Raw genomic sequence first — 19695 nt, forward strand, 5'->3', positions numbered from 1 at the left:
TTGTATGTTCAAACGAGTATTGATCGCCAACCGAGGCGAAATTGCCGTACGCATGGTGCGCGCCTGTCGCGACCTGGGCCTAGCGGCGATCGCAGTCTATGAGCCTGGCGATGAAGGGGCGCTGCATGTGCGCCTGGCCGATGAGGCGTATCCTATTACGTCACCCCTCGGCTACCGTGACCCTGAAGCAATGCTCGCGGTGGCGCGGGCAAGCAAGGTTGACGCGGTACATCCGGGGTATGGGCTTATTTCCGAGCATCCAGGGTTTGCGCAGGCATGTGAAGCGGCTGGGATCGCCGTGGTCGGGCCAGGGAGCAGCGTACTGGCTACCGTGCGTGATAAGGTTGGGGCAGTGGCCCTCGCCAGAGCCGCCGGTATTCCCACAACCCGACCGTCAAGCCGGAGCTTTATGCCTGACGAGACCGCAGCGCTGTTGAACGAGGCCGATTTGATTGGATATCCCCTGGTCGTCAAGGCATGTGCCGGCGGACGGGGGCGAGGTACCTCGGTGGCGCGCGGCCCGGATGATCTGCTCGACGTGGTGCGGCGTTCATCAGCGGCGGCGCAGGCGGTCTACCTCGATCCGCAGGTTTACCTCGAAGAGGCGGTGCTGCCTTCACGCTATATCGAGGTGCCGATGCTGGGCGATCATCACGGCAACCTGATCCATCTGGGTGAACGTGACGGCTCGATCCAGCGCAATACGCGCAAAGTCATCGAGGAGACCCCAGCGCCAAACCTGAGTCAGGCGCAACGCGAAGCGATCTGGGCAACGGCACTCCAGGTAGCACGGCTCTTTTCGTGTCGCAGTGCATGTACGATCGAGTTTGTGCTTGACGGCGAAGGCCGCCACTTCTTCACCGAGGTCAAGCCGCGCCTCCAGGTCGAACACCTGGTCAGCGAAATGGTCACGCGCATTGATGTGGTGCGTGAACAGTTGCGCATTGCGGCAGGGCTACCGCTCGAATTTACGCAAGAAGAGATCCATCTGCGTGGGCATGCGATCTTCTGCCGCATCAACGCCGAAGATCCGTGGCGTGGCTATCTCCCAAGCCCGGGGCATATCACTAGTTTTCGTGTCCCAGGCGGCCCAAATGTCCGGGTCGACACCTATGCCTATGCGGGGGCCGAAGTCCCTGTGCGCTACGATTCACTGCTGGCCAAACTGGTTGTGTGGGGGCCAACCCGCGAGGAGTGTCTGAACCGGGTGCATCGGGCACTGCAAGAATTTCAGATTACCGGTATCCAGACAAACCTCGCGCTGCTACGGCTCATCCTGAATGATCACGCCTTCATCGCGGGAACCTATACAACCGAATTTAGCCGACGCCGTTTGATGGAGATGCCACCGGTCAGCGATGACACGAGCGATCTGGCCGCGATTGTGGCGCTCGCCTATCTACGGCGCACCCAGGCGGCGCATCCGGCGATCCCCGAAGCCTTCACGAGTGGCTGGCACCGTGATAGTCGGCGTTTGCCACAGTGACGAGGAGGAACTATGCGTCGTTTCATGGTCACAATTGATGAGATCGAGTTTGAAGTTGAAGTCATGGGGAGCACCCAAGCAGAAGGGTGGATCGAAGTGCAAGTGAATGGCGAACCAATGCGCGTGCTGCTCCCCTGGTCAACAACCGCTGACCAGAGCGCATGGGCAATGGTCAACCATCGACCGCACGAGATCCAGCTTGATCACGATCTGCACTGGCTCCAGACATCGCGTGGACGGCACAGTGTGCAGATCCGTGACCGTGACACGGCGCTTGCCCGGCCACGGAGTGGCGACGGGCGGATCAAAGCCCCCATCCCCGGCCTGATCGCCCGCATCCTGGTTGAACCAGGCCAGCATGTCGAAATAGGTCAACCTGTGCTGGTACTGGAAGCAATGAAGATGCAGAACGAGATCACGGCCCCCCGCAGCGGAACGATCAGCATGCTCAACATCCAGCCCGGTCAGAGCGTCAAACTGCACGAACTGCTAATCGAGATCAGCTGAGAGCGCGTCATACCGATAGGGCAACTAATGGTCTGAGGGAGGGCTTGCCCTATAGGCGCGAACTTACCGTGATGATACGACACGATTCCGCATTAGGACGCCTCATGGCTGACATGCATACCGGGAAACGACGCCAACCACGTGCGGATCTGCGTTTCCTGCTGGATACGCTCGCGCGGACTATTGCAGAGGAAGCGGATCAGCCGGGGCAAGCATGCCCGCACGCGCTCACGGGTCCAGGTTCCCAGGACTTCTTGACGCATCAATTCCAGGCTCAATTGGCAGACCCGCCAACTACTGACGGGCCATTGGCCATCGCCCGCCAGCGCCTCACGCAAGCTTGCGGCCAACCGTTCTTGCAGCACCCATGCGATCAAGAGCGCGCGCACGGTCGCTTCGGCCATGTCCCGTCGCTTGCAGCGCAGGGGGCGCACCCGCAGCAATTGCTTCAGCCGCTTAAACACCAGTTCCACTTGCCACCGGGCGCGATACAAGCGGGTGACGGCCTCGGCGGGCCATGCCTGTGCCTCCAAGGTCGTCAGCAACAGCAGCCATCCCGCCAACAGCTTGGTACTCGCCGCGGGCGTGCGCTTGCGGCCCTTGGCCCGCCGCTCCTTCTGCTTCTGAGCGCGTTTCGCCGCCTCGGGGGGCAGCGGTGCGGCGACTACCCGCACCGCAATGCGTTCGCCATTGACCCGCACCCACCCCTCCCAGGTGCGGGTCGCCGGACCGGGGGTGCGCAACCAGGCGATGGCGTCCCACGGCATGCCGGCATCATCTTCCAACGGGCAGGTACGGGGATGAAAGCGCAACACCCCATCGGCCTTCGCCGCATGCAGCAGGTTGATGCTCCGCCGATAGCCGTAGCCGCTATCGGCCACGATGATGTCGCCCTCAGCCAAGACGAAGTGGCCCAAATGTTCGCCCTGGGAGCGATCGGTCACCACGACACTGCCCAATTGACCGGCCGTGAAGTCATACTCCCAATGGACGCGCCAGGCATCGCCGCGCCCACCAACCTCACCCAAGCGGGTGGCATCAATGAGGCGCACGCGGCGTGTGGTCGGCAGAGGCTGCACCGGGCTGACCATCAGCAACGCACTGAGCAGCCAGTCCAGCCACACGGAACTGCGGGCCATGCGTTTGCGCCACGCCGCTTCGGACATGTCCGCCACGTCGCTCAAGACCCCCCACGTGCCCAGGGCGCGTACCGAGTAGTCGCTGAGCGCCATCACCAGCAAGGCGCGCAAGAGGTGCAGCGCCGACGGGAGGCAGCGGGCCCGCACAAAGGCCTTGAGCGTGCGGGCCTGCGCCGACAGTTCGGCGGGCAACTGAGGCACGATTTCCTGCGCCCACGCGTCATCCGTGATGGCGGGCAGTTGTGCGGAAGGCGTAGTCGCGGTATCCTGGGAACGAACCGACATAGGGAACCTCCTGGGTAGGGTGGTTATGTTGATACCTACCATAACAGAAAGTTTCCCGTGTCGGTTTGCTCATTTGTTCGATTTCAGCTTAAGTTCGCGCTTATAGGGCTTGCCCTCCCTCAGACCATCACTACCGTTTTCCAAGCTCGACCGAGCGACGGTAGGCCGCCCAGATCGCATCAGACAGCACGGTACGCATCCCACCGCGTTCGAGTTCAGAAATGGCGGCGGCACTTGTCCCACCTGGCGACGTCACCGCATTGCGTAGTTGCGCCGGGTGCAACCCACTCTGCTGCGCATAACGCACCGAGCCGAGCATCGTCTGTTGCACCAGTTCTTCGGCAATGCGCCGTGACAACCCGAGGTGAACCCCGGCATCAACCATCGCCTCCATCATCAAGAAGAAGTAGGCTGGCCCGGTACCATTGATCGCCGTCGCCATATCCAGGTACACCTCGGTATCGACAAACAACGCATGACCCAGCGCCCCGAGCACGGTCTCGGCCCACTCACGCTGCTGAAGGCTCACCTCGTGGGCTGCCGTCCAGACCGTCATGCCCTCACCGATCACTGCGGGAGTATTGGGCATACTGCGCACCACCGCCGGATGGTCAAGCGCCTCGGCAATACTCTGGATGGTCGCCCCGGCCACGACCGAAATGGCCAGATCATCGTCGCGTAACGTATGTTGCAGCGGCGGCAACACGCGCTGAAGTTGCTGGGGTTTGACCGCAAGAATCACAATGCGGCCCCAGCGTGCCGCCACGGCATTATCAGGGCTGGTATGCACCCCATAGGTAGCGGCCAATTCACGGCGTCGCTCTTCCCGCGGATGGCTGACCAGAATCTGGTCGGGGGTGACCAGTTCCTTGCGCAGCAGACCACCAATAACGGCCTCGCCCATCGCACCAGGCCCGATCACAGCAATTGGAAGGTGATGAAGCATCTTTTCTCTCCACTGGGCCTGTGGCCCCCGAACCTCACCCAGGAGCGCGGGCGGCCCGCCCGCTTTGGCCCTAGAAGCAATCCTTTTTTGACGCAAAGGCGCAAAGCTGCGCCTTTGGATCACACCAGCGAGAAGTCTACCGCAGATTACGTGCAATGGCAACTGGTGCAGTGCAACACAGCACAACCAGTGAGACTATGTTATTATCTATAAGCAACGATGTCTGTTCATATGTACAGCAAACAGCCAGCTTGCAGGGGATGTGCGGACACCCGGTTGGCTGCGGAGAAAAAGCATGACACAGCGCTTTCAAGACAAAGTCGCCATTGTAACGGGCGCATCATCGGGGATCGGGCGAGCAACGGCAGTCGGTCTGGCCCGCGAGGGAGCGAAGGTGACAATCTGTGCCGATCGCAATGTTGAGGGGCTAGAGGAGACACGTCAAGAGCTTGAGGCCCTCGGGGCCGAGTGTCTGGCCTTACAGGTTGATGTACGGAGCCAGGCAGCCGTCGAGAGTTGCGTGCAACAGACCCGCGAGCGCTTTGGCACGATTGATATTCTCGTCAATAATGCCGGTACCGGGCAATTCAGCCCGTTTCCGATGATGTCAAATGATGAGTATGACCGCGTGATGGATATCAACCTGCGTGGCACGTTCTACTTCTGCCGTGCAGTGCTGCCGATTATGCTCGAGCACGACTATGGCAAAATTGTCAATGTCACGTCGATTATGGGCGAGATTGCCGCCATGGGGCAGAGCATCTACAATGCAAGCAAGGGAGCAGCCAAGTTGATGACCCAGGGCATTGCGGTTGATGTGGCAGGGCGCAATATTAATGTCAATGCGGTCGCACCAGGCATGGTGGTCACCAATATGACCCAGCGCATGTTTGGCGACAAAGAACGCGAGCGCTATTTTGTCGAACGCATTCCGAAGCGCCGCATTGGGCAACCCGAAGATATTGCTGGGCCAATCCTCTTCCTTTGCAGCGACGAAGCAAGCTACATCCACGGCACCACCCTGGTGGTTGATGGCGGGATGCTCTGCACCCGTTGAACCCCATCTTCAGTCACGCACCAGAAAGCCAGCATAGCTGGCTTTTTTGGTGCGTGAACCCAAGCTTGCGGTGGATCGTCAATGGTAAAATAGCATGATCATGAAGAGACAAGCATAGAAAGAACGATCATGGCAAACTTCCTACGACGGCTCACGCTTGCAGCGGCGCTCCTTGTGATGCTGCTGCTGACCGCATGCACGGTTGGGCAGAACGGGGCTCCCGCCCCACTTGAAGAGCCGACCGCGACCTTCTCTGAGCAAGCAAGCCTTGACGCAACGGCCGAAGCTGATCCGCTCTTCGTTGAGTTTGGCGAACTTGTCCCCTATGAGCATCCCTCGGGCGTCTTTTCAATTGATGTGCCCGCAAATTGGGTCTTGATTGATCAGAGCAGGCCTGATGAGCTCTTTATGACCTGGACTGATACGACCCGCAAGGGTGGCGTGATTATTAATCTCTTCGAGGACGAGACGGCCTATAACGAAGAGGAATTATTGAGTATTCTTGATGCATTTCTCAGTAATAATTTTAGTGGTCAGCCGGAATTTGAAGCTGACACGCCAGAAATGCAGAATGATGGAAGCATCTTGTTAGCATGGGCCTATGTTGCGACAGCGGCTTCGGGTGAGCAGTTTCTCTTGCTGGGCAATAGTTTCGTTGAGCAACGGGGCAATAAGATCTCGATTCTGACGACCCTGATCCCGGATGAGCGGTTTGATGAGTATGTCGAGGTGACGAATGTGATGATCAATAGCTATCGCATCAATCCTGAGGCGTCGTTGTGAGCTTGCTGGGGGCCTGGTGGCCCCCAGCAAGCTCGCTTGTGCTGGTGACAACGGGCAGCTAAGCTGGCCGTTGTCACCAGCACAAGCAAGAATATACCATAAGGAAAAGTGATGACAGATGCACGTATACTTGCCCAGACCATGCTTGGGAACGAACCATATGGGTTGTTGATTGGTGAAGGATGGCGTCCGGCTACCGGTGGTGGTCGGTTTACGGTGACGAATCCGGCGACGGGTGATCATCTCGCTGAGGTGGCTGATGCAGATGCATCTGATGTGCAGGCAGCGATTGATGCCGCAGCGACGGCCCTGCCAAGCTGGTCTATTGTGCCTGCACCGGCACGGGCGGCAATCCTCCGTCGGGCGGCGGGGCTGATGCTGGAAGAACAGGAACGTCTGGCAACCGTGATGACGCTTGAACAGGGCAAGCCGCTCGCCGAAGCCCGTGGCGAGATTGCCTATGCGGCGAGTTTTTTGACCTGGTTTGCTGGTGAAGCCGAGCGGATCTATGGCATGACGATCCCGGCGAGTATCGCGAACAAGCGCTTGCTTGTCTTGCGACAACCCGTTGGGGTCTGTGCAATGATTACACCCTGGAATTTCCCGAGTGCGATGATTACACGCAAGCTCGGGCCGGCCCTCGCTGCGGGATGCACAGCGGTGATCAAGCCAGCCGAGCAGACGCCGCTCTCGGCGCTTGAGTTGGGGCGAATCTTGCGCCAGGCCGGGTTGCCTGATGGGGTCTGCAATATCGTGACGTGCCAAGATCCGATCCCCTTCAGCACGACGATTTTTGACGATGAGCGGGTGCGCAAGGTGAGTTTCACCGGCTCAACCGAGGTTGGCAAGCTGCTGATTCAGCAGTCAGCCGCCACCGTCAAACGCCTCTCACTGGAGCTTGGGGGCAATGCGCCGTTCATTGTTTTTGCCGATGCGGATCTTGATGCGGCGGTGAGCGGGGCGCTTGCGTCGAAGTTTCGCAATGCTGGTCAGACCTGTGTCTGTGCCAATCGGATCTTTGTGCAACGCTCGATCTATGAGGCGTTTGCCGAGCGCTTTACGGTCAGGGTGGCGGCGATGCAGGTCGGCAACGGGCTCGACCCGGCGACGGTGATTGGGCCGCTGATTGATCAGCAGGCGCGCACCAAAGTCGAACGCCACGTCGCCGATGCGCTGGCTGGTGGCGCTTCGATCTTGACTGGCGGTAGCGCTGCTACGCCCGAGACGCAGTTCTGGACACCAACGGTACTGGCGCATGCGACCCCAACCATGCTGGTGGCCCGCGAAGAGACCTTTGGCCCAGTAGCGCCACTGATCGGCTTCGATGACGAGGCCGAGGTGCTCGGGTATGCCAATGCAACACCCTTTGGCCTGGCAGCCTACTGCTACACCCGCGATCTCAGCCGAGCCTGGCGGATGGCCGAGGGGCTAGAGTATGGCATCGTCGGCATCAACGATGCCATCCCCTCGACCGCCCAAGCCCCTTTTGGCGGATTCAAGCAGAGCGGGCTTGGGCGCGAGGGCGGGCCGAGTGGGATTGACGAGTATCTCGAAGAGAAATATGTCTCGATGGTCTTATAGACGCCGCACTGCCTGGGCGTTGCGAAAGACAAGATTCGCCATCGGGATGTAGACCGGCCCGTCGGGGCCTTCGAGCAGCGCCAGGGGGCGTAGTTCCACACTACGCCCCTGATCGTCGGGCATATCGAGCGTCCAGTCAATCCGTATCTCGATGCGTGCGCCAGGTTCTAGGATCAGGCCTTCGCGGGGCACGGGCGTCGCCGTTCCATCAGCGGCAAGCTGTTTGAGATCCTCGGGGCCATAGCTCAAGGCTGGATTAGGCGGAATAATACCGCGAAACTGGTAGGTCGTCCGCGTCGGATTCACCAGGGTGGTCACAAGTGGCTGCGGCTCTTCAAAGACACCACGGGTCTGAAACACCGTGAAGAAGCCGGGGGTCTGACCTGTCAGAATGGCGACGCGCAACTCGCCGACAGGCACCTCGTAGCTACGGGTCGAGGTGCGGATCTGCATCCCGGTGAAGGTATGCTCACCAGGGGCAAGAGCGCGCACGTCGAGGGTGAGATTGCGGCGCGACCGCAACCCGCCGATCGCCTGAGAAAAGGTCTGAGCATTCACGATCTCAACCAACGGTGAAGCCGGAGTCAACTCGACGGCCTCGACGGCATCGCGCTCGAAGGCATCGAGGCGCGAGAACTCGAGCAGCAGGTTCATACTAAAGACTTCATCGACCAGGGCGGCATAGGCCCCTTGATTAGCAATGGCACGTACCGGCGCGGGGGTAGGAGTCGGTTCGGCAGAGGCCCCTGGCGAACCACAGGCGACCAGCAAGAGCAGGCCCAGAACGAAGATCAGAGAGCGCATACAACCTTATTCAGCTAGGTGACGCAGAAGACGCTTGACCTTCTTGCGTTCATTGCGATAGACGATCACAAAGAAGACGAGCAACAGTGGCAACAAGACCGGCCAGTTGGCCCGTTCATCCTGAAGTTGCCGCATCAAGGCCCGCATTTGCACGAGAAACGGGTAGCGTGAGATCTGAACTTCAAGAATATTATTGATCTCCCTTTGCCAACGCGACAGATTTTCACCAGACGATGCTTCCATTATGAGGCCTCCAAACTAGGCGGACAGGGGGCAACACGCAGCGTACGTTCAGCGCGATAGGTCACGAGGCCCGGCGGGCCCCCCGGTATTTTGCGCACAAGGGCGCGCCGACAGAAGTCGACCTCAACGGCGGCTTCATTGCGGGCCTGGCTGAAATAGGCGGCCAGGCAGGCTGCTTCGTGCAACGTAGGTTCAGGCACTTCGCGACCGCCCGAACGCACCAAGACATGCGATCCATGCAGGGTACGTACATGCACCCAGAGATCGTCACTTCGTCCGATCCGAAACGTCACCTCCTCATTCTGGCGGGCGCTGCGCCCGATATAGAGATCAAAGCCATCACGAGAGACCAGGTGCAAGGGGCGGGTGGCAGCAGGGCGTTGACGTCGCCGGGACGTGGTGGGATCGGGATGCTCACGGATAAAACCGAATTCTTCGGCTTCGCGGGCGATCTGTTCAACCTCTTCATACGTATCGCTGAGGTGAAGCAGCACCACCAATTGATCGAGTGCAGTGAGTTGGGTTTCCGCTTCGGCAAGGCGTTCGGGCAGACCGGCGACCGCGCTACGGGCCTTCTCATACTGGCGAAAGCGCTCGCGGGCCTCTTCAACCGGCGAACGCTGCGGATCAAGCTGAATCACCTGCCCTTCGACCTCAAGGCTGGTCTGGCCGGGGCGCAGACTATGGAGAAACGCAAAGATCATCTCGCCTTCCCAGCGCAACTGATCGAGCTCGCGGGCACGTTCGAGTTCCGTTGCAAGCTGGTCATAGCGGCGCGCCAGGCGTTCACGGGTCGTGCCAAGCGCTTGCACGAGCGCCTCGCGGCGCTGCGTATGACCGGTCACCGTCTCACGAGAGGCGTAGAACTGCTCGAGGGCCGCGCTGATCGACGGCATAGGCGCAACCGGGTTAAGGTGGGTCAACGTGTAGGGCGCATAGGCAACCGGCCCTTCGGGGCCAGTGGCGAGCGAGGGGGCGGCTTCCTCCCCCAGCAGCTCACGTAAACGCGCTGCGAGCAAATAGTGGGGCAACGGCTCATCAAGCCGCGCCTGGGTACGTCCGAGCGCCCGGAAGACGACTTCACGCGCAAGCTGGGGCGAAACTCCGCGATACCCGGCAACAAGGGCGCGAACCAGGTCCGCCTGACCGGTCTCGGCGAGGGCAGCGAGGCCAGCCGCCGTAGCAAGAGTCGGATCGCGGCGGTCGAGCGGCGGTGGCAACTCGTAGACACGGCGGGGCATCACCACACGGCTACTCATCCGTGGCGTCACGCGCTTGATGCTGTCGAGGATCAGATTATTATCGTCAACCAGAAGAATATTGCTGCGCCGATCCTGCGGCTCAATAATCAACTCACAGGTCAGCAACTTGCCGGTGCGCCGAGGGCGCGGGCGTGGCGACGCCGCCAACTCGTCGTCCTCACCCGTCTCATCATCAAAGTCGGGTAGCGCATCAGCATCGTCGTCGGGGGGCCGATCCGAGGGCTCAGGGCTAGCGGGGGCGGAATCAGTGTTGCGGATCTCCTCAGCTTTGACTATACTAAGGAGGAGCACTCGTTCGAGAGGTGGTTGTTCAATAGCCGTGATCCGCCCACCGAGCACATACTTGCGCAAGAGGAGCAAGAGTGGTGTCTCTTGCTGAACACCACGGGTCAGACGCCCCTCGACAAGATGCACCCGAGCCAATTGCGGGTGAGCTGAAGCAAGCACCTGATAGCGACGGCCATGGGCATACACCTCAAGCCCGAGGCTCAGCGGCCCCGTCAGCAAGACCCGTTGAACACGACCATGCAGAATTGTCGCCCGCAACTCTTCGGCGACTGCGGCAAGGGTCAACGCATCAAAATACATCGCTACGCCTGGCTCCTCTTGTATCGTGCCGAACCCTCGTGAGGCCCAAAAGTAGGATACCACAAACATGAGAGCAGAACCATGACCGAGTACCATTATAATCCACTGCTGGCAGGAGCGCAGCCCCAGCCATTGCTCATTGTCATCTCGGGGCCATCGGGGGTCGGCAAAGACTCGGTCTTGATGCGCATGCGGAAACTAGGTTTACCCTTCCATTTTGTTGTTACGGCCACGAGTCGAGCACGTCGGCCTGGCGAACTTGACGGCTACGATTATCATTTTGTGAGTGAGGAACGGTTTCGCGAGATGATCGCCAACGAAGAACTGCTCGAATGGGCAGAAGTCTATGGGCAATACAAAGGCATCCCGCGTTTTGAGATTCGGGAAGCAATGGCAAGCGGGCGCGATGTCGTGTTACGCATCAATGTTGATGGCGCAGCGACCATCAAAGCGCTTGCGCCCGAAGCGATCTTTATCTTTCTCGCGCCCGGCTCGCCGGAAGAACTCCGGCGGCGGTTGATGCTGCGGCGCACCGAAGACCCTGCTGCCCTTGAGCGCCGCCTTGAGGTCGCCGCCGACGAAATGGCGCGGCTTGAGCTCTTTGATTATGTCGTGCTCAATCGTGAAGATCAGCTCGACGAAGCCGTGAATCAGATTCATTCGATTATGATCGCCGAAAAGCAACGGGTTTTTCCGCGTCAGGTAGCGTTGTAGGGTTGGGGGTTTGGGGGTAAAGGAAAGCAGCAATGATGATTAGTGAGCGGTTAGAAGCCGATTTGAAAGTTGCGATGAAGGCGGGGGAGCGCACCAAGGTGGAGACCATTCGCAGTGCGCGGGCCGCCTTGCAGAGTGCCCAACTTGAGGCAGCGAAACAGCGTTTTGATGCTGCAGCGCGGGAAATAGAGACAGAGCATGCCCATGATCCAGCGGCGCGTGAAGCGGCCCTAGCCGCGATTGATGCCCAAGGACGCGTGAGCTTGACCGCCGAAGAACAAGAAGCCGTGCTCTCCAAAGAGGTCAAACGGCGCTATGAAGCGGCCGAGATGTACCGCAAAGCTGGACGCATGGAATTAGCCGCCCTTGAAGAGGCTGAGCTTGCCATTTTGCAATCATATCTGCCCCGTATGCTCAGTGTTGAAGAGTTACGGCCTGAAGTTGCGGCCATGATTGCCGAATTGGGGCTGAGTGGCCCGGCGGCAATGGGCAAACTGATGCCAACTCTGATGGAGCGTTTCAAAGGGCGCGCCGACGGACGCGCCTTGAGCCAGGTAGCGCGTGAATTACTTGTCAACGGGTAAGTCACGCCCCTCCTGCGACTTCGCCACCGTGAAGTCAACATACGTCGGAAAGAGGCTGCGGCCCCAAGCCGGCGCTCTGTGCATATGAATACTACGCGACCACGCTGGCTTGCCAGCCTTCCCCATGTTCGACCACAACGTCAGACCGTGGCTGAGCCAAGACGTCTCTGGATAACCCTCTTGCTTGAAGGGTTATTATTGATGCTTGGCATCTGGGCCGCGCTCACCGTGAGTTTACCTGGACAATATGGGCAACTTGAGGTTGGCGTACCAAGCCCAATCAGCATCTGGGCCCCCAACGAAGTGAGTTATGTCAGTGAGGTGTTGACGGCCGAGCGTCAGGCGCAGGCCTCCAACAGCCCCGACAATCTGATCTACGTGTATGATCCGCAGATTCCGGTGCAACAGCGCCAGAATCTCGTTGCCTTGCTCGATACCATCACGAGTGTCCGTGAAGACCCGTCGCTGACCCGGGCGCAACGCCTGGCGACGCTCGCGGCATTGCCCAATGCGGCCTTGCAGATTAGTGAGGCCCAGGCGGATGTCATTTTGACACTCGACGAAATGCGCTGGGATCAGTTGCGCACGCAGACGCTTGCCCTTTATGATCGAGCGATTGAGCGTTACGATTTTGCGATTGACGAGCGGGCCTTGTTGCAACTGCGTGAACGCTGGTTAACGTACTGGCTCGCCACAACGAATCTGTCGCCGACCCAGCGCGAACTGGCAACCTTCTTTACCGAGTCGTTTCTGCGGGTCAACCGTACCCTCGACGAGGCCGCCACAGCGCAACGCCGCGAAGAGGCCTACAACAATGTACCGCCGCAGTCTGTCCGTGTGCTGGCGGGTGAACGCATTATAAGCACCGGCGAAATTATCACCCCTGAGATTATCGAGAAACTGCAACGCACTGGCGCGATGCCACGACCGCTTAGTTGGAGTGATATTGTGGGGCGAGGGCTCTTTGCGGCCCTGCTTGCGGCCGGATTCATGGCCTACGCGGTGATCTACGAGGCACCGCTTGCCATGCGGCCACGCTCGCTGGTGGTCTTGATCATCTTGATCAACGCAACCCTGATCGCCGCACGCCTGCTCTTGCCGCTGGTACCAGCGTGGCCGCACTATTTTCCCCTCGCAACCATGGCGATCATCTTCGCGGTTGTTTTTAGCGGACGCATCAGTATCACGGCATCGGCGCTGATGGCAGCGGTGATCGGGGTGATGGAACAGGATGCGCTGCCGCTGGCGATCACGCTTATTGCCACGTGCGTCGTTGCGGTGCTGGCGGTGCGCTCGGCCGATCGAATCTTGACCTTCGTCGTTGCAGGTATGAGTGTTGCCGTGACTGCCTTTGGGATGACCCTGGCCTTCTGGCTGATGGATAGTCCCTCATTCCAGAGCGCAACAATCGCAACGGCCCTCATTCCAATGCTGCTCTTTGCCGGTATGAATGGCGGCATCTCGACGATCCTCGCGCTGGGGGTCTTCAACCTGGTCAGCCGGGCCGCAGGACAGGTTACGCCGCTTCAATTGATGGAACTGGCGCACCCATCGCGGCCGTTGTTGCGCAAGTTGATCCGGGAGGCACCGGGCACCTACTACCACAGTGTTGCCGTTGGCAACCTGGCCGAAGCGGCCGCCGAGGCGGTCGGGGCCGATGCGCTCTTGCTGCGCGTGGGGGCCTATTATCACGACATCGGCAAGACGATCAGGCCCTATTTCTTTACCGACAATCAGATGGGGCGCGAAAATGTGCATAACGATCTCGATCCGGTGACAAGTGCGCAGATCATTGTGGATCATGTGCGCGAAGGGGTGAAGATGGCGCAGGCCGAGGGGTTGCCGTCGCAGATCGTGGATTTCATTGCGACCCACCATGGCACTGGCGTGATTCGCCATTTTTACCAGCAAGCCCTGCAACAACAGGATAGCGTCAACGAAGCTGATTTTCGTTATCCAGGACCGCGCCCCCACACCCGCGAACAGGCGATCATGATGTTAGCCGACTCAGTCGAGGCAACAGTGCGCTCGAAGGCACAGAATGGCAAACTGGCCCCATCACGAACTGCTGATGGTCAAGTCTCGGGGGGACTGAATGGTGCAATGGCCCTGGACGAACTGGTGAAGAGCATTATCGAGACACGGGTGCGTGAAGGCGAGCTTGATCTGGCCCCGCTGACGATGCACGATCTGACCCTGATCAAGCAGGCGTTCGTGACGAGTTTGCAGTCAATCTACCATCCCCGCGTCGATTATTCGCCGCAGACGGGGCGGTAGCACCGTCTCGGCGGAGGGCGGGGCAGGGGCGGGGCAGGGGCGGGGCAGGGGCCGGGCCGGGCCGGGCAGGGGCCGTGCCGGGTCGGGCAGGGGCCGGGCCGGGCAGGGCAGGGGCAAGCCCTGCCCCTACATTATCATCCGAAACCGTAGGGGCAGGGCAACCGCAAGGGTTGCCCCTACGGAACCACCGTCATTGGTCCAAACCGTAGGGGCAGGGCAACCGCAAGGGTTGCCCCTACGGAACCACCGTCATTGGTCGAAACCGTAGGGGCAGGGCTTGCCCCTGCCCCCATCACCCCGCTTTTGGGATACTGCTGGTTTATTCGTACTCCGCGGGCCTGTGGTGTACCATGGCCCCATCTGCGAAGGATGAAACACGAACCACCATATCAGGATAGAAAGAGAGAGGTGAACGATGACTTGCCACCAGACCTTGTGGTATCTTGTTCCAGCGGCAACGGCCACCGCCGCCGAGCGGGCCTTCCCCAAGGGCAACCTCTATCTGACGATTGCCCAGACGCTGGGGCCGATCTTCACCAACCCAGACTTCGCCGACTTGTCTGTCCATCGTGGACGGCCGGCAGAGGCTCCGGCTCGGCTGGCCCTGGTTTTGGTCTTCCAACATCTTGAGCGCTTGTCCGATGCCGACGCGGCCGAGGCGGTACGTGCCCGCTTGGATTGGAAATATGCCCTCGCCCTTGACCTTGATGACCCGGGCTTTGATGCGAGCATCCTGAGCGATGTTCGCACCCGCCTGCTGGCTGCTGGGGCCGAAGAACGGCTGTTGACCATCGTCCTCGATACCTTGGTCGACGCAGGCTTGCTGCACGCACGGGGACGCCAGCGCAGCGATTCGACCCACGTCCTCGGCCAGTTGCGCACCCTGAGCCGGCTGGCTCTGGTCGGCGAAACGATGCGCCATGCGCTGAACGATCTGGCCGAGGTCGCCCCCGACTGGTTGCTTGCCCACCTTGACCCGGCCTGGGCGGAACGCTCTGCGGTGCGCGTCGAGGAAGACCGCTTGCCCAAAGCGACCGCAGACCGGACACTCCTGGAGGTCGCCATTGGCGAGGATGGCTACGCCCTGTTGGACGCGGTCTTTGCCGCAGATGCCCCTGCGGATCGGTGGCAACGCCCAGCGGTGCAGATCCTGCGGCAGATCTGGCTCCAGCAGTACGACGGCCCGCACGATGTGCGCTGGCGGAGCCGCGAGGATCTGCCGCCCCATGCGCTGCTGCTCACCTCGCCGTACGAGACCGAAGCCCGCTTTGCCACGAAGCGCGAAACCTCGTGGACCGGCGACAAGGTGCATCTGAGCGAGACCTGTGACGATGACCAGCCCCATCTGATGACCAACGTGGAGACCACCCCGTCCACCACGAATGATGTCGGCGTGACCGAGACGATCCATGCCCATTTGGCGGCGCGGGATCTGCTGCCGACCGAACATCTGGTGGATACGGGCTATGTGGCGTCCGAGGTGCTGGTCGCCAGCCAGCAGCAGGACATCGATCTGGTCGGCCCCGCGCTGAGCGACAACAGTTGGCAAGCCCGCCAGCCGGAGGGCTTGGATCTGCGCTGTTTTGCCATCAATTGGGAGGCGCAGCAGGTGATCTGCCCGGCGGGGAAGGTGAGCGTGCGTTGGACCCCAGGCGTGGACACCCAAGGCGTGCGCCAAGACATCATCGCCGTGCAGTTTGACCCGGATGATTGCCGCGACTGCCCCTTGCGTCCGCGCTGCACGCAGGCCAAAACCGGGCCGCGCACCATGCGCCTGCGGCCCCAGGAACAGCACGAGGCGTTGCAAAGCGCGCGGAAGCGTCAGGTCACCGAGGCGTTCAAGGCGTTGTATGCGGCCCGGTCGGGAATCGAAGGCACCTTGTCGCAAGGGGTTCGTGCCTTTGGGCTGCGCTCTGCACGCTATCGAGGGCAAGCGAAGACGCATCTGCAGCACATCCTCATTGCGATTGCGATCAATCTCGTTCGGGTGTTCGCCTGGATCCAGGAGATCCCCCGCGCCGTCACCCGCCAGTCAGCATTTGCCCGTCTTGTCGAGTCCTGTGCCTGAGCGGGCCGCTCGTGGGGAATAAACCAGCAGTATCCCAAAAGCCATCACCCCGGGCCGGGGCCGCGCCGCGCCGGGCAGGGTAGGGCAGGGCAGGGGCAAGCCCTGCCCCTACATTATCATCCGAAACCGTAGGGGCAGGGCTTGCCCCTGCCCCTGCCCCCTGCCACCTGGGCGACGGAGGAGTAGGATCATGACACACGCCGCGCTTGCTGACCAACCTCGGTCAGGCTGAGGCGGCGATATTCATCGCGTTCGTCGCGGGCAAGGTGGCCATCGCCGATCAGTTGTTCGATGAGGTCTTCGATCGCGCTGAGACTCAGGTGGCGCAGGGAACCATGTTCAGCGAGGCGGTCAGGGCCAATCGGGCTTTTGGGGCTGCCTTTGAGGATGCGGGCGAGGCCGCTCCGCCCAACGGCAAAGGGGAGGTGCGCTAGGCCGTCGAGCAGGCGCTGGATGTCGCTACGCGGGTCGTCGTCACGCGGTGGCAGGGGTTGCGGCGCTTGCCCGGCAGCGCGGATCACACGTACACCCGTGCTGGCTTGCGGTGCGCAGATATCGCAGCCAGTGCGACACGGGGCAAGCCGTTGCCCAAAATGGGCCGCAAGCGTGCGGTGACGACACTCGGAGGAACGGGCATACACCGCCATCGCTTCGATGCGCTGCTCTTGGCGTACTCGATAGTCGTGGAGCAACTGCTCGATGCGGTCGGCCACATCTGCCGGGGCGGGGAGCAGTTCGAGTAACGGGAGCCGCATGCCCCCGCGGAAACGGAGGAAGCCTGCGTCGTGCCAGGCGAGCACGTGCGCCTCGATCTCCGCCGGATTCAACCCGGTGCGTTCGGCAAGATCGAGGAGATTCACTTCAACCGGAACGCCTTCAACAAGCTCGGCAGCCTGGGCGATCAGGGTCGCCTGAGGGTCAGGTGCGGGCATATCGGTGAGGGTGAGGGTTGCCGTTTCGGGGGTATCAAAGTGGCGCTTGAGCAGACCCACCCGTTCGAGCATACTCAGGCCAACCCGGACAAGGGTATCGTCATCGCCGGGCAGGGCGCGTTGCAAGCGATTGAGATCAACGGCATCAAAGCTCCCGCGCATCATGCCACGAACAGCCTTGTAGAGTGCCCGCAGATCATCGCGAGTGATCGCCTCATCTTCGAGCCAGGTACTCAACCGCGCCTTATCGCTGCCTGCGTAGAGCAAGACACAGGTGGCGGGACGGCCATCACGCCCGGCGCGTCCGGCTTCCTGATAATAGGCTTCGACCGACTGAGGCAAGTTGTAGTGAATAATGGCGCGAATATCGGCCTTATCAATGCCCATACCAAACGCAACGGTCGCCACGAGGATCCGCGTCTTGCCCCGCATAAACCGTTCTTGCGTCGCATCGCGGTCAGAAATCTGGGCGTGGTAGTGATCGGCCGAAATGCCTATCTGGCGCAGGGCGGCAGCAAGTTCTTCGCACATCTGACGGGCGCGTGCATAGACAATGATCGGCCCGGCGATCTGCTGACACAACTCGCGCAAGGCTTGCAACTTCTCGTCACGATTACCCGCCCGGATCACCTGAAAATAGAGATTGGGCCGATAGACCGAAGCCACAACCGTTTCGCACGAACCAAGGGAATGAACAATCTCGTGCTGCGTCTCTTGCGAGGCCGTCGCGGTGAGCGCGAGCACCGGCGGACGCTCAAGTTCCTCAAGCGCGCGCCCAATAAAGAGGTAATCGGGGCGAAAACTGAGCCCCCACAGGCTGAGGCAGTGAACCTCGTCAACGACAAAACGAGCAACGCCACAGCGCTTGAGGGCGTGGAGAAAAGCCCGCTGGCGCAAGCGTTCAGGGGCGACATACACGAGACGATATTGTCCGGCGGCAACACCGCGGAGCCGCGAGGCGAGCTCACTGGTACTGAGCGACGAGTTGATCAGCGTCGCATAAGGGCGCGCCTGCGGGGGCAAGCCATCGAGTTGATCTTTCATCAACGCAATGAGTGGGCTGACTACAACGGTCGCCTGCGGCAAAAGCAACGCAGGCAACTGATAGGTCAAAGACTTACCGGCCCCCGTCGGCATCACCGCAAGCGTCGCCTCACCAGCGAGCACACTCTGGATCACCCGGGCCTGATTGGGGCGAAACTCATCGAGACCAAAGATATCGCGCAAGACACGATAGGCCTCTTCGGGGAGCGCGGGAGCGGGTGCCTCAACCGGCACCTCGGCGAGGCGCTCGGCCTCGGGGCGCATGGCGAGGCGATGGCCAAGGGCCTCGGCGGTTGCGAGACGCTCGGCCTGCTCGATCGCGGCGAGTTGACCGGCCAGCGCACTCGCAGTATGCGTATCTTCGGCAAGTTGAGCAGCGCGCAGCAGGATCTGGAGATCGGGGATACCGGACGCATACCCAGGGCGGAGCATCAGCGCATCAATCTGACCGCGCGCCCGTTCGGGATCACCCTCTTCCAGCGCAAGTTCAGCGAGCCGACGGATCGGCGCGATGGCGGTGGGATCAAGATCAGCAGCGCGAGCATAGGCAGCGGCAGCTTGTTCAGCGTCGTCACGGGTACGCAACAGATCACCACGCATTAACCAGGCAAAGACAGCGTGATCTTCATCCTGCACCAATTCATCAAGGAGTTGCTCGAGATCGGCGAAACGACGGGCGGTCAACAAAGCGCGCAGACGCAACTGGCGACGACTGAGACTCACGGCCCGCTCGGCATCAAGCTCATCAAGGATCGCCAGAGCCTCATCACCGCGCCCCAGCTCAACCATAACACGAGCACGGCCCTCACGAAGCATCACGGCTGTCGGTTGCACTTCGAGCCAAGTCGCGAAATAGCTGAGCAGCGCATCGTAATGGCCCCAGCGATTGAGATAACTCACCAGACGCTTGCGCGCCTCACCGGCAACCAGATCGAGAGCCGCAGGAGGGATCACCAATAACGGATTATGCTCAACGCTTTTCATACGCCTAATGATACCACAGCCGTCTGCTTTGAGACTAGCCACGAGGTGATAGTTCAGACACCATCATGTAACCTTTTGCCACCAGCGTGCATCTAACAAAAGAAGTAAGCTACCCTCCAGGCGCATTGCTCATACCACTGTTCATGTCGGCGTAATGGTGGCGTGGGCTTCCAGCCCGCACGCAGGCGCAATGGTGGCGTGGGCTTCCAGCCCGCACGCAGGCTGGAAACCCGCGCTACCATGACGGTTTGTAAGCATGAATAGTGGGTAACCTACGTTTTCTGGGGTCGCGCCGCCGTCCACGAAGTGGGGCCACGAATAAACGAATACCGCACCGCAACGAACCTATTCGTTTATTCGTTATCAATATTCGTGGACGGCGGCACGACCGGGAAACTTCATTCACAGACG

The 19695-nt window shown here is 60.5% G+C and carries 15 protein-coding genes; 9 read left to right on the top strand and 6 right to left on the bottom strand.

Annotated elements, in window-relative coordinates; translation table 11 throughout:
- Positions 1–4 precede the first annotated feature (4 nt).
- Together A9Q02_RS07130 and A9Q02_RS07135 are read left to right on the top strand one after the other, a co-directional pair.
- The gene (locus A9Q02_RS07130; RefSeq protein WP_097651645.1) at positions 5–1486 is read left to right on the top strand and encodes an acetyl-CoA carboxylase biotin carboxylase subunit; all 1482 of its coding nucleotides are present in this window, start codon (positions 5–7) and stop codon (positions 1484–1486) included.
- 12 nt (positions 1487–1498) lie between these two features.
- Entirely contained in the window at positions 1499–1993 is a 495-nt protein-coding gene (locus tag A9Q02_RS07135; protein ID WP_097651646.1) for an acyl-CoA carboxylase biotin carboxyl carrier protein subunit, read from the top strand.
- A gap of 92 nt (positions 1994–2085) precedes the next feature.
- Here A9Q02_RS07135 and A9Q02_RS07140 read toward each other — a convergent pair whose 3' ends face one another.
- Together A9Q02_RS07140 and proC are read right to left on the bottom strand one after the other, a co-directional pair.
- The gene (locus A9Q02_RS07140) at positions 2086–3417 is read right to left on the bottom strand and encodes a transposase (protein WP_172450748.1); all 1332 of its coding nucleotides are present in this window, start codon (positions 3415–3417) and stop codon (positions 2086–2088) included.
- 130 nt (positions 3418–3547) lie between these two features.
- The gene (gene proC, locus A9Q02_RS07145; RefSeq protein WP_097651648.1) at positions 3548–4363 is read right to left on the bottom strand and encodes a pyrroline-5-carboxylate reductase; all 816 of its coding nucleotides are present in this window, start codon (positions 4361–4363) and stop codon (positions 3548–3550) included.
- A gap of 295 nt (positions 4364–4658) precedes the next feature.
- Between proC and A9Q02_RS07150 the strand changes: the two genes are divergently transcribed.
- The 3 genes from A9Q02_RS07150 to A9Q02_RS07160 all read left to right on the top strand — a co-directional run bounded on the left by A9Q02_RS07150 (position 4659) and on the right by A9Q02_RS07160 (position 7784).
- Positions 4659–5420, top strand: a complete 762-nt coding sequence (locus A9Q02_RS07150) for an SDR family NAD(P)-dependent oxidoreductase (RefSeq protein ID WP_097651649.1) — start codon at positions 4659–4661, stop codon at positions 5418–5420.
- Positions 5421–5549: 129 nt separating this feature from the next.
- Complete coding sequence (locus A9Q02_RS07155) at positions 5550–6203, top strand: hypothetical protein (RefSeq protein WP_097651650.1); 654 nt, start codon at positions 5550–5552, stop codon at positions 6201–6203.
- Positions 6204–6314: 111 nt separating this feature from the next.
- On the top strand, positions 6315–7784 hold the full coding sequence (locus A9Q02_RS07160) for an NAD-dependent succinate-semialdehyde dehydrogenase (RefSeq protein ID WP_245860432.1): 1470 nt from the start codon (positions 6315–6317) through the stop codon (positions 7782–7784).
- Here the strand turns inward: A9Q02_RS07160 and A9Q02_RS07165 are convergent.
- The 3 genes from A9Q02_RS07165 to A9Q02_RS07175 are packed head-to-tail and all read right to left on the bottom strand — an operon-like array spanning position 7779 to position 10681.
- Positions 7779–8588 carry a hypothetical protein gene (locus A9Q02_RS07165; RefSeq protein WP_097651651.1) on the bottom strand — a complete coding sequence of 270 codons (810 nt, stop codon included), beginning with the start codon at positions 8586–8588 and terminating at the stop codon, positions 7779–7781. The two genes, A9Q02_RS07160 and A9Q02_RS07165, sit on opposite strands and share 6 nt — an antisense overlap.
- A 6-nt stretch (positions 8589–8594) precedes the next feature.
- Entirely contained in the window at positions 8595–8831 is a 237-nt protein-coding gene (locus A9Q02_RS07170; RefSeq protein WP_097651652.1) for a hypothetical protein, read from the bottom strand.
- On the bottom strand, positions 8831–10681 hold the full coding sequence (locus A9Q02_RS07175; protein WP_097651653.1) for an Rqc2 family fibronectin-binding protein: 1851 nt from the start codon (positions 10679–10681) through the stop codon (positions 8831–8833). Before A9Q02_RS07175 ends, A9Q02_RS07170 begins: the two co-directional genes overlap by 1 nt.
- Positions 10682–10762: 81 nt before the next feature.
- Here A9Q02_RS07175 and A9Q02_RS07180 point away from each other — a divergent pair, with 81 nt between their 5' ends.
- The 4 genes from A9Q02_RS07180 to A9Q02_RS07195 all read left to right on the top strand — a co-directional run bounded on the left by A9Q02_RS07180 (position 10763) and on the right by A9Q02_RS07195 (position 16324).
- Positions 10763–11395, top strand: coding sequence for a guanylate kinase (locus A9Q02_RS07180; protein ID WP_097651654.1), 633 nt, complete (start codon positions 10763–10765; stop codon positions 11393–11395).
- Positions 11396–11427: 32 nt separating this feature from the next.
- Complete coding sequence (locus A9Q02_RS07185) at positions 11428–11979, top strand: GatB/YqeY domain-containing protein (RefSeq protein ID WP_097651655.1); 552 nt, start codon at positions 11428–11430, stop codon at positions 11977–11979.
- An 84-nt stretch (positions 11980–12063) separates the two neighbouring features.
- The gene (locus A9Q02_RS07190) at positions 12064–14256 is read left to right on the top strand and encodes an HD family phosphohydrolase (RefSeq protein ID WP_097651656.1); all 2193 of its coding nucleotides are present in this window, start codon (positions 12064–12066) and stop codon (positions 14254–14256) included.
- A 415-nt stretch (positions 14257–14671) separates the two neighbouring features.
- The gene (locus A9Q02_RS07195; protein WP_097651657.1) at positions 14672–16324 is read left to right on the top strand and encodes an IS1182 family transposase; all 1653 of its coding nucleotides are present in this window, start codon (positions 14672–14674) and stop codon (positions 16322–16324) included.
- A gap of 188 nt (positions 16325–16512) precedes the next feature.
- On the opposite strand, the gene A9Q02_RS07200 is transcribed toward A9Q02_RS07195, so the two are convergent.
- Positions 16513–19284, bottom strand: a complete 2772-nt coding sequence (locus A9Q02_RS07200; protein WP_141508762.1) for a RecQ family ATP-dependent DNA helicase — start codon at positions 19282–19284, stop codon at positions 16513–16515.
- Positions 19285–19695 lie beyond the last annotated feature (411 nt).

Origin of the sequence: Candidatus Chloroploca asiatica (genome assembly GCF_002532075.1) — a bacterium.
GTDB lineage: Bacteria > Chloroflexota > Chloroflexia > Chloroflexales > Chloroflexaceae > Chloroploca > Chloroploca asiatica.

Excerpts from the sequence above, each read along its gene's own strand:
- A9Q02_RS07150 (WP_097651649.1), top strand. The coding sequence starts at position 4,659 with ATGACACAGCGCTTTCAAGACAAAGTCGCCATTGTAACGGGCGCATCA.
- A9Q02_RS07175 (WP_097651653.1), bottom strand. The coding sequence starts at position 10,681 with ATGTATTTTGATGCGTTGACCCTTGCCGCAGTCGCCGAAGAGTTGCGG.
- A9Q02_RS07190 (WP_097651656.1), top strand. The coding sequence starts at position 12,064 with ATGAATACTACGCGACCACGCTGGCTTGCCAGCCTTCCCCATGTTCGA.
- A9Q02_RS07170 (WP_097651652.1), bottom strand. The coding sequence starts at position 8,831 with ATGGAAGCATCGTCTGGTGAAAATCTGTCGCGTTGGCAAAGGGAGATC.
- proC (WP_097651648.1), bottom strand. The coding sequence starts at position 4,363 with ATGCTTCATCACCTTCCAATTGCTGTGATCGGGCCTGGTGCGATGGGC.
- A9Q02_RS07195 (WP_097651657.1), top strand. The coding sequence starts at position 14,672 with ATGACTTGCCACCAGACCTTGTGGTATCTTGTTCCAGCGGCAACGGCC.
- A9Q02_RS07185 (WP_097651655.1), top strand. The coding sequence starts at position 11,428 with ATGATGATTAGTGAGCGGTTAGAAGCCGATTTGAAAGTTGCGATGAAG.
- A9Q02_RS07140 (WP_172450748.1), bottom strand. The coding sequence starts at position 3,417 with ATGTCGGTTCGTTCCCAGGATACCGCGACTACGCCTTCCGCACAACTG.
- A9Q02_RS07130 (WP_097651645.1), top strand. The coding sequence starts at position 5 with ATGTTCAAACGAGTATTGATCGCCAACCGAGGCGAAATTGCCGTACGC.
- A9Q02_RS07160 (WP_245860432.1), top strand. The coding sequence starts at position 6,315 with ATGACAGATGCACGTATACTTGCCCAGACCATGCTTGGGAACGAACCA.
- A9Q02_RS07200 (WP_141508762.1), bottom strand. The coding sequence starts at position 19,284 with ATGAAAAGCGTTGAGCATAATCCGTTATTGGTGATCCCTCCTGCGGCT.
- A9Q02_RS07180 (WP_097651654.1), top strand. The coding sequence starts at position 10,763 with ATGACCGAGTACCATTATAATCCACTGCTGGCAGGAGCGCAGCCCCAG.
- A9Q02_RS07165 (WP_097651651.1), bottom strand. The coding sequence starts at position 8,588 with ATGCGCTCTCTGATCTTCGTTCTGGGCCTGCTCTTGCTGGTCGCCTGT.
- A9Q02_RS07135 (WP_097651646.1), top strand. The coding sequence starts at position 1,499 with ATGCGTCGTTTCATGGTCACAATTGATGAGATCGAGTTTGAAGTTGAA.
- A9Q02_RS07155 (WP_097651650.1), top strand. The coding sequence starts at position 5,550 with ATGGCAAACTTCCTACGACGGCTCACGCTTGCAGCGGCGCTCCTTGTG.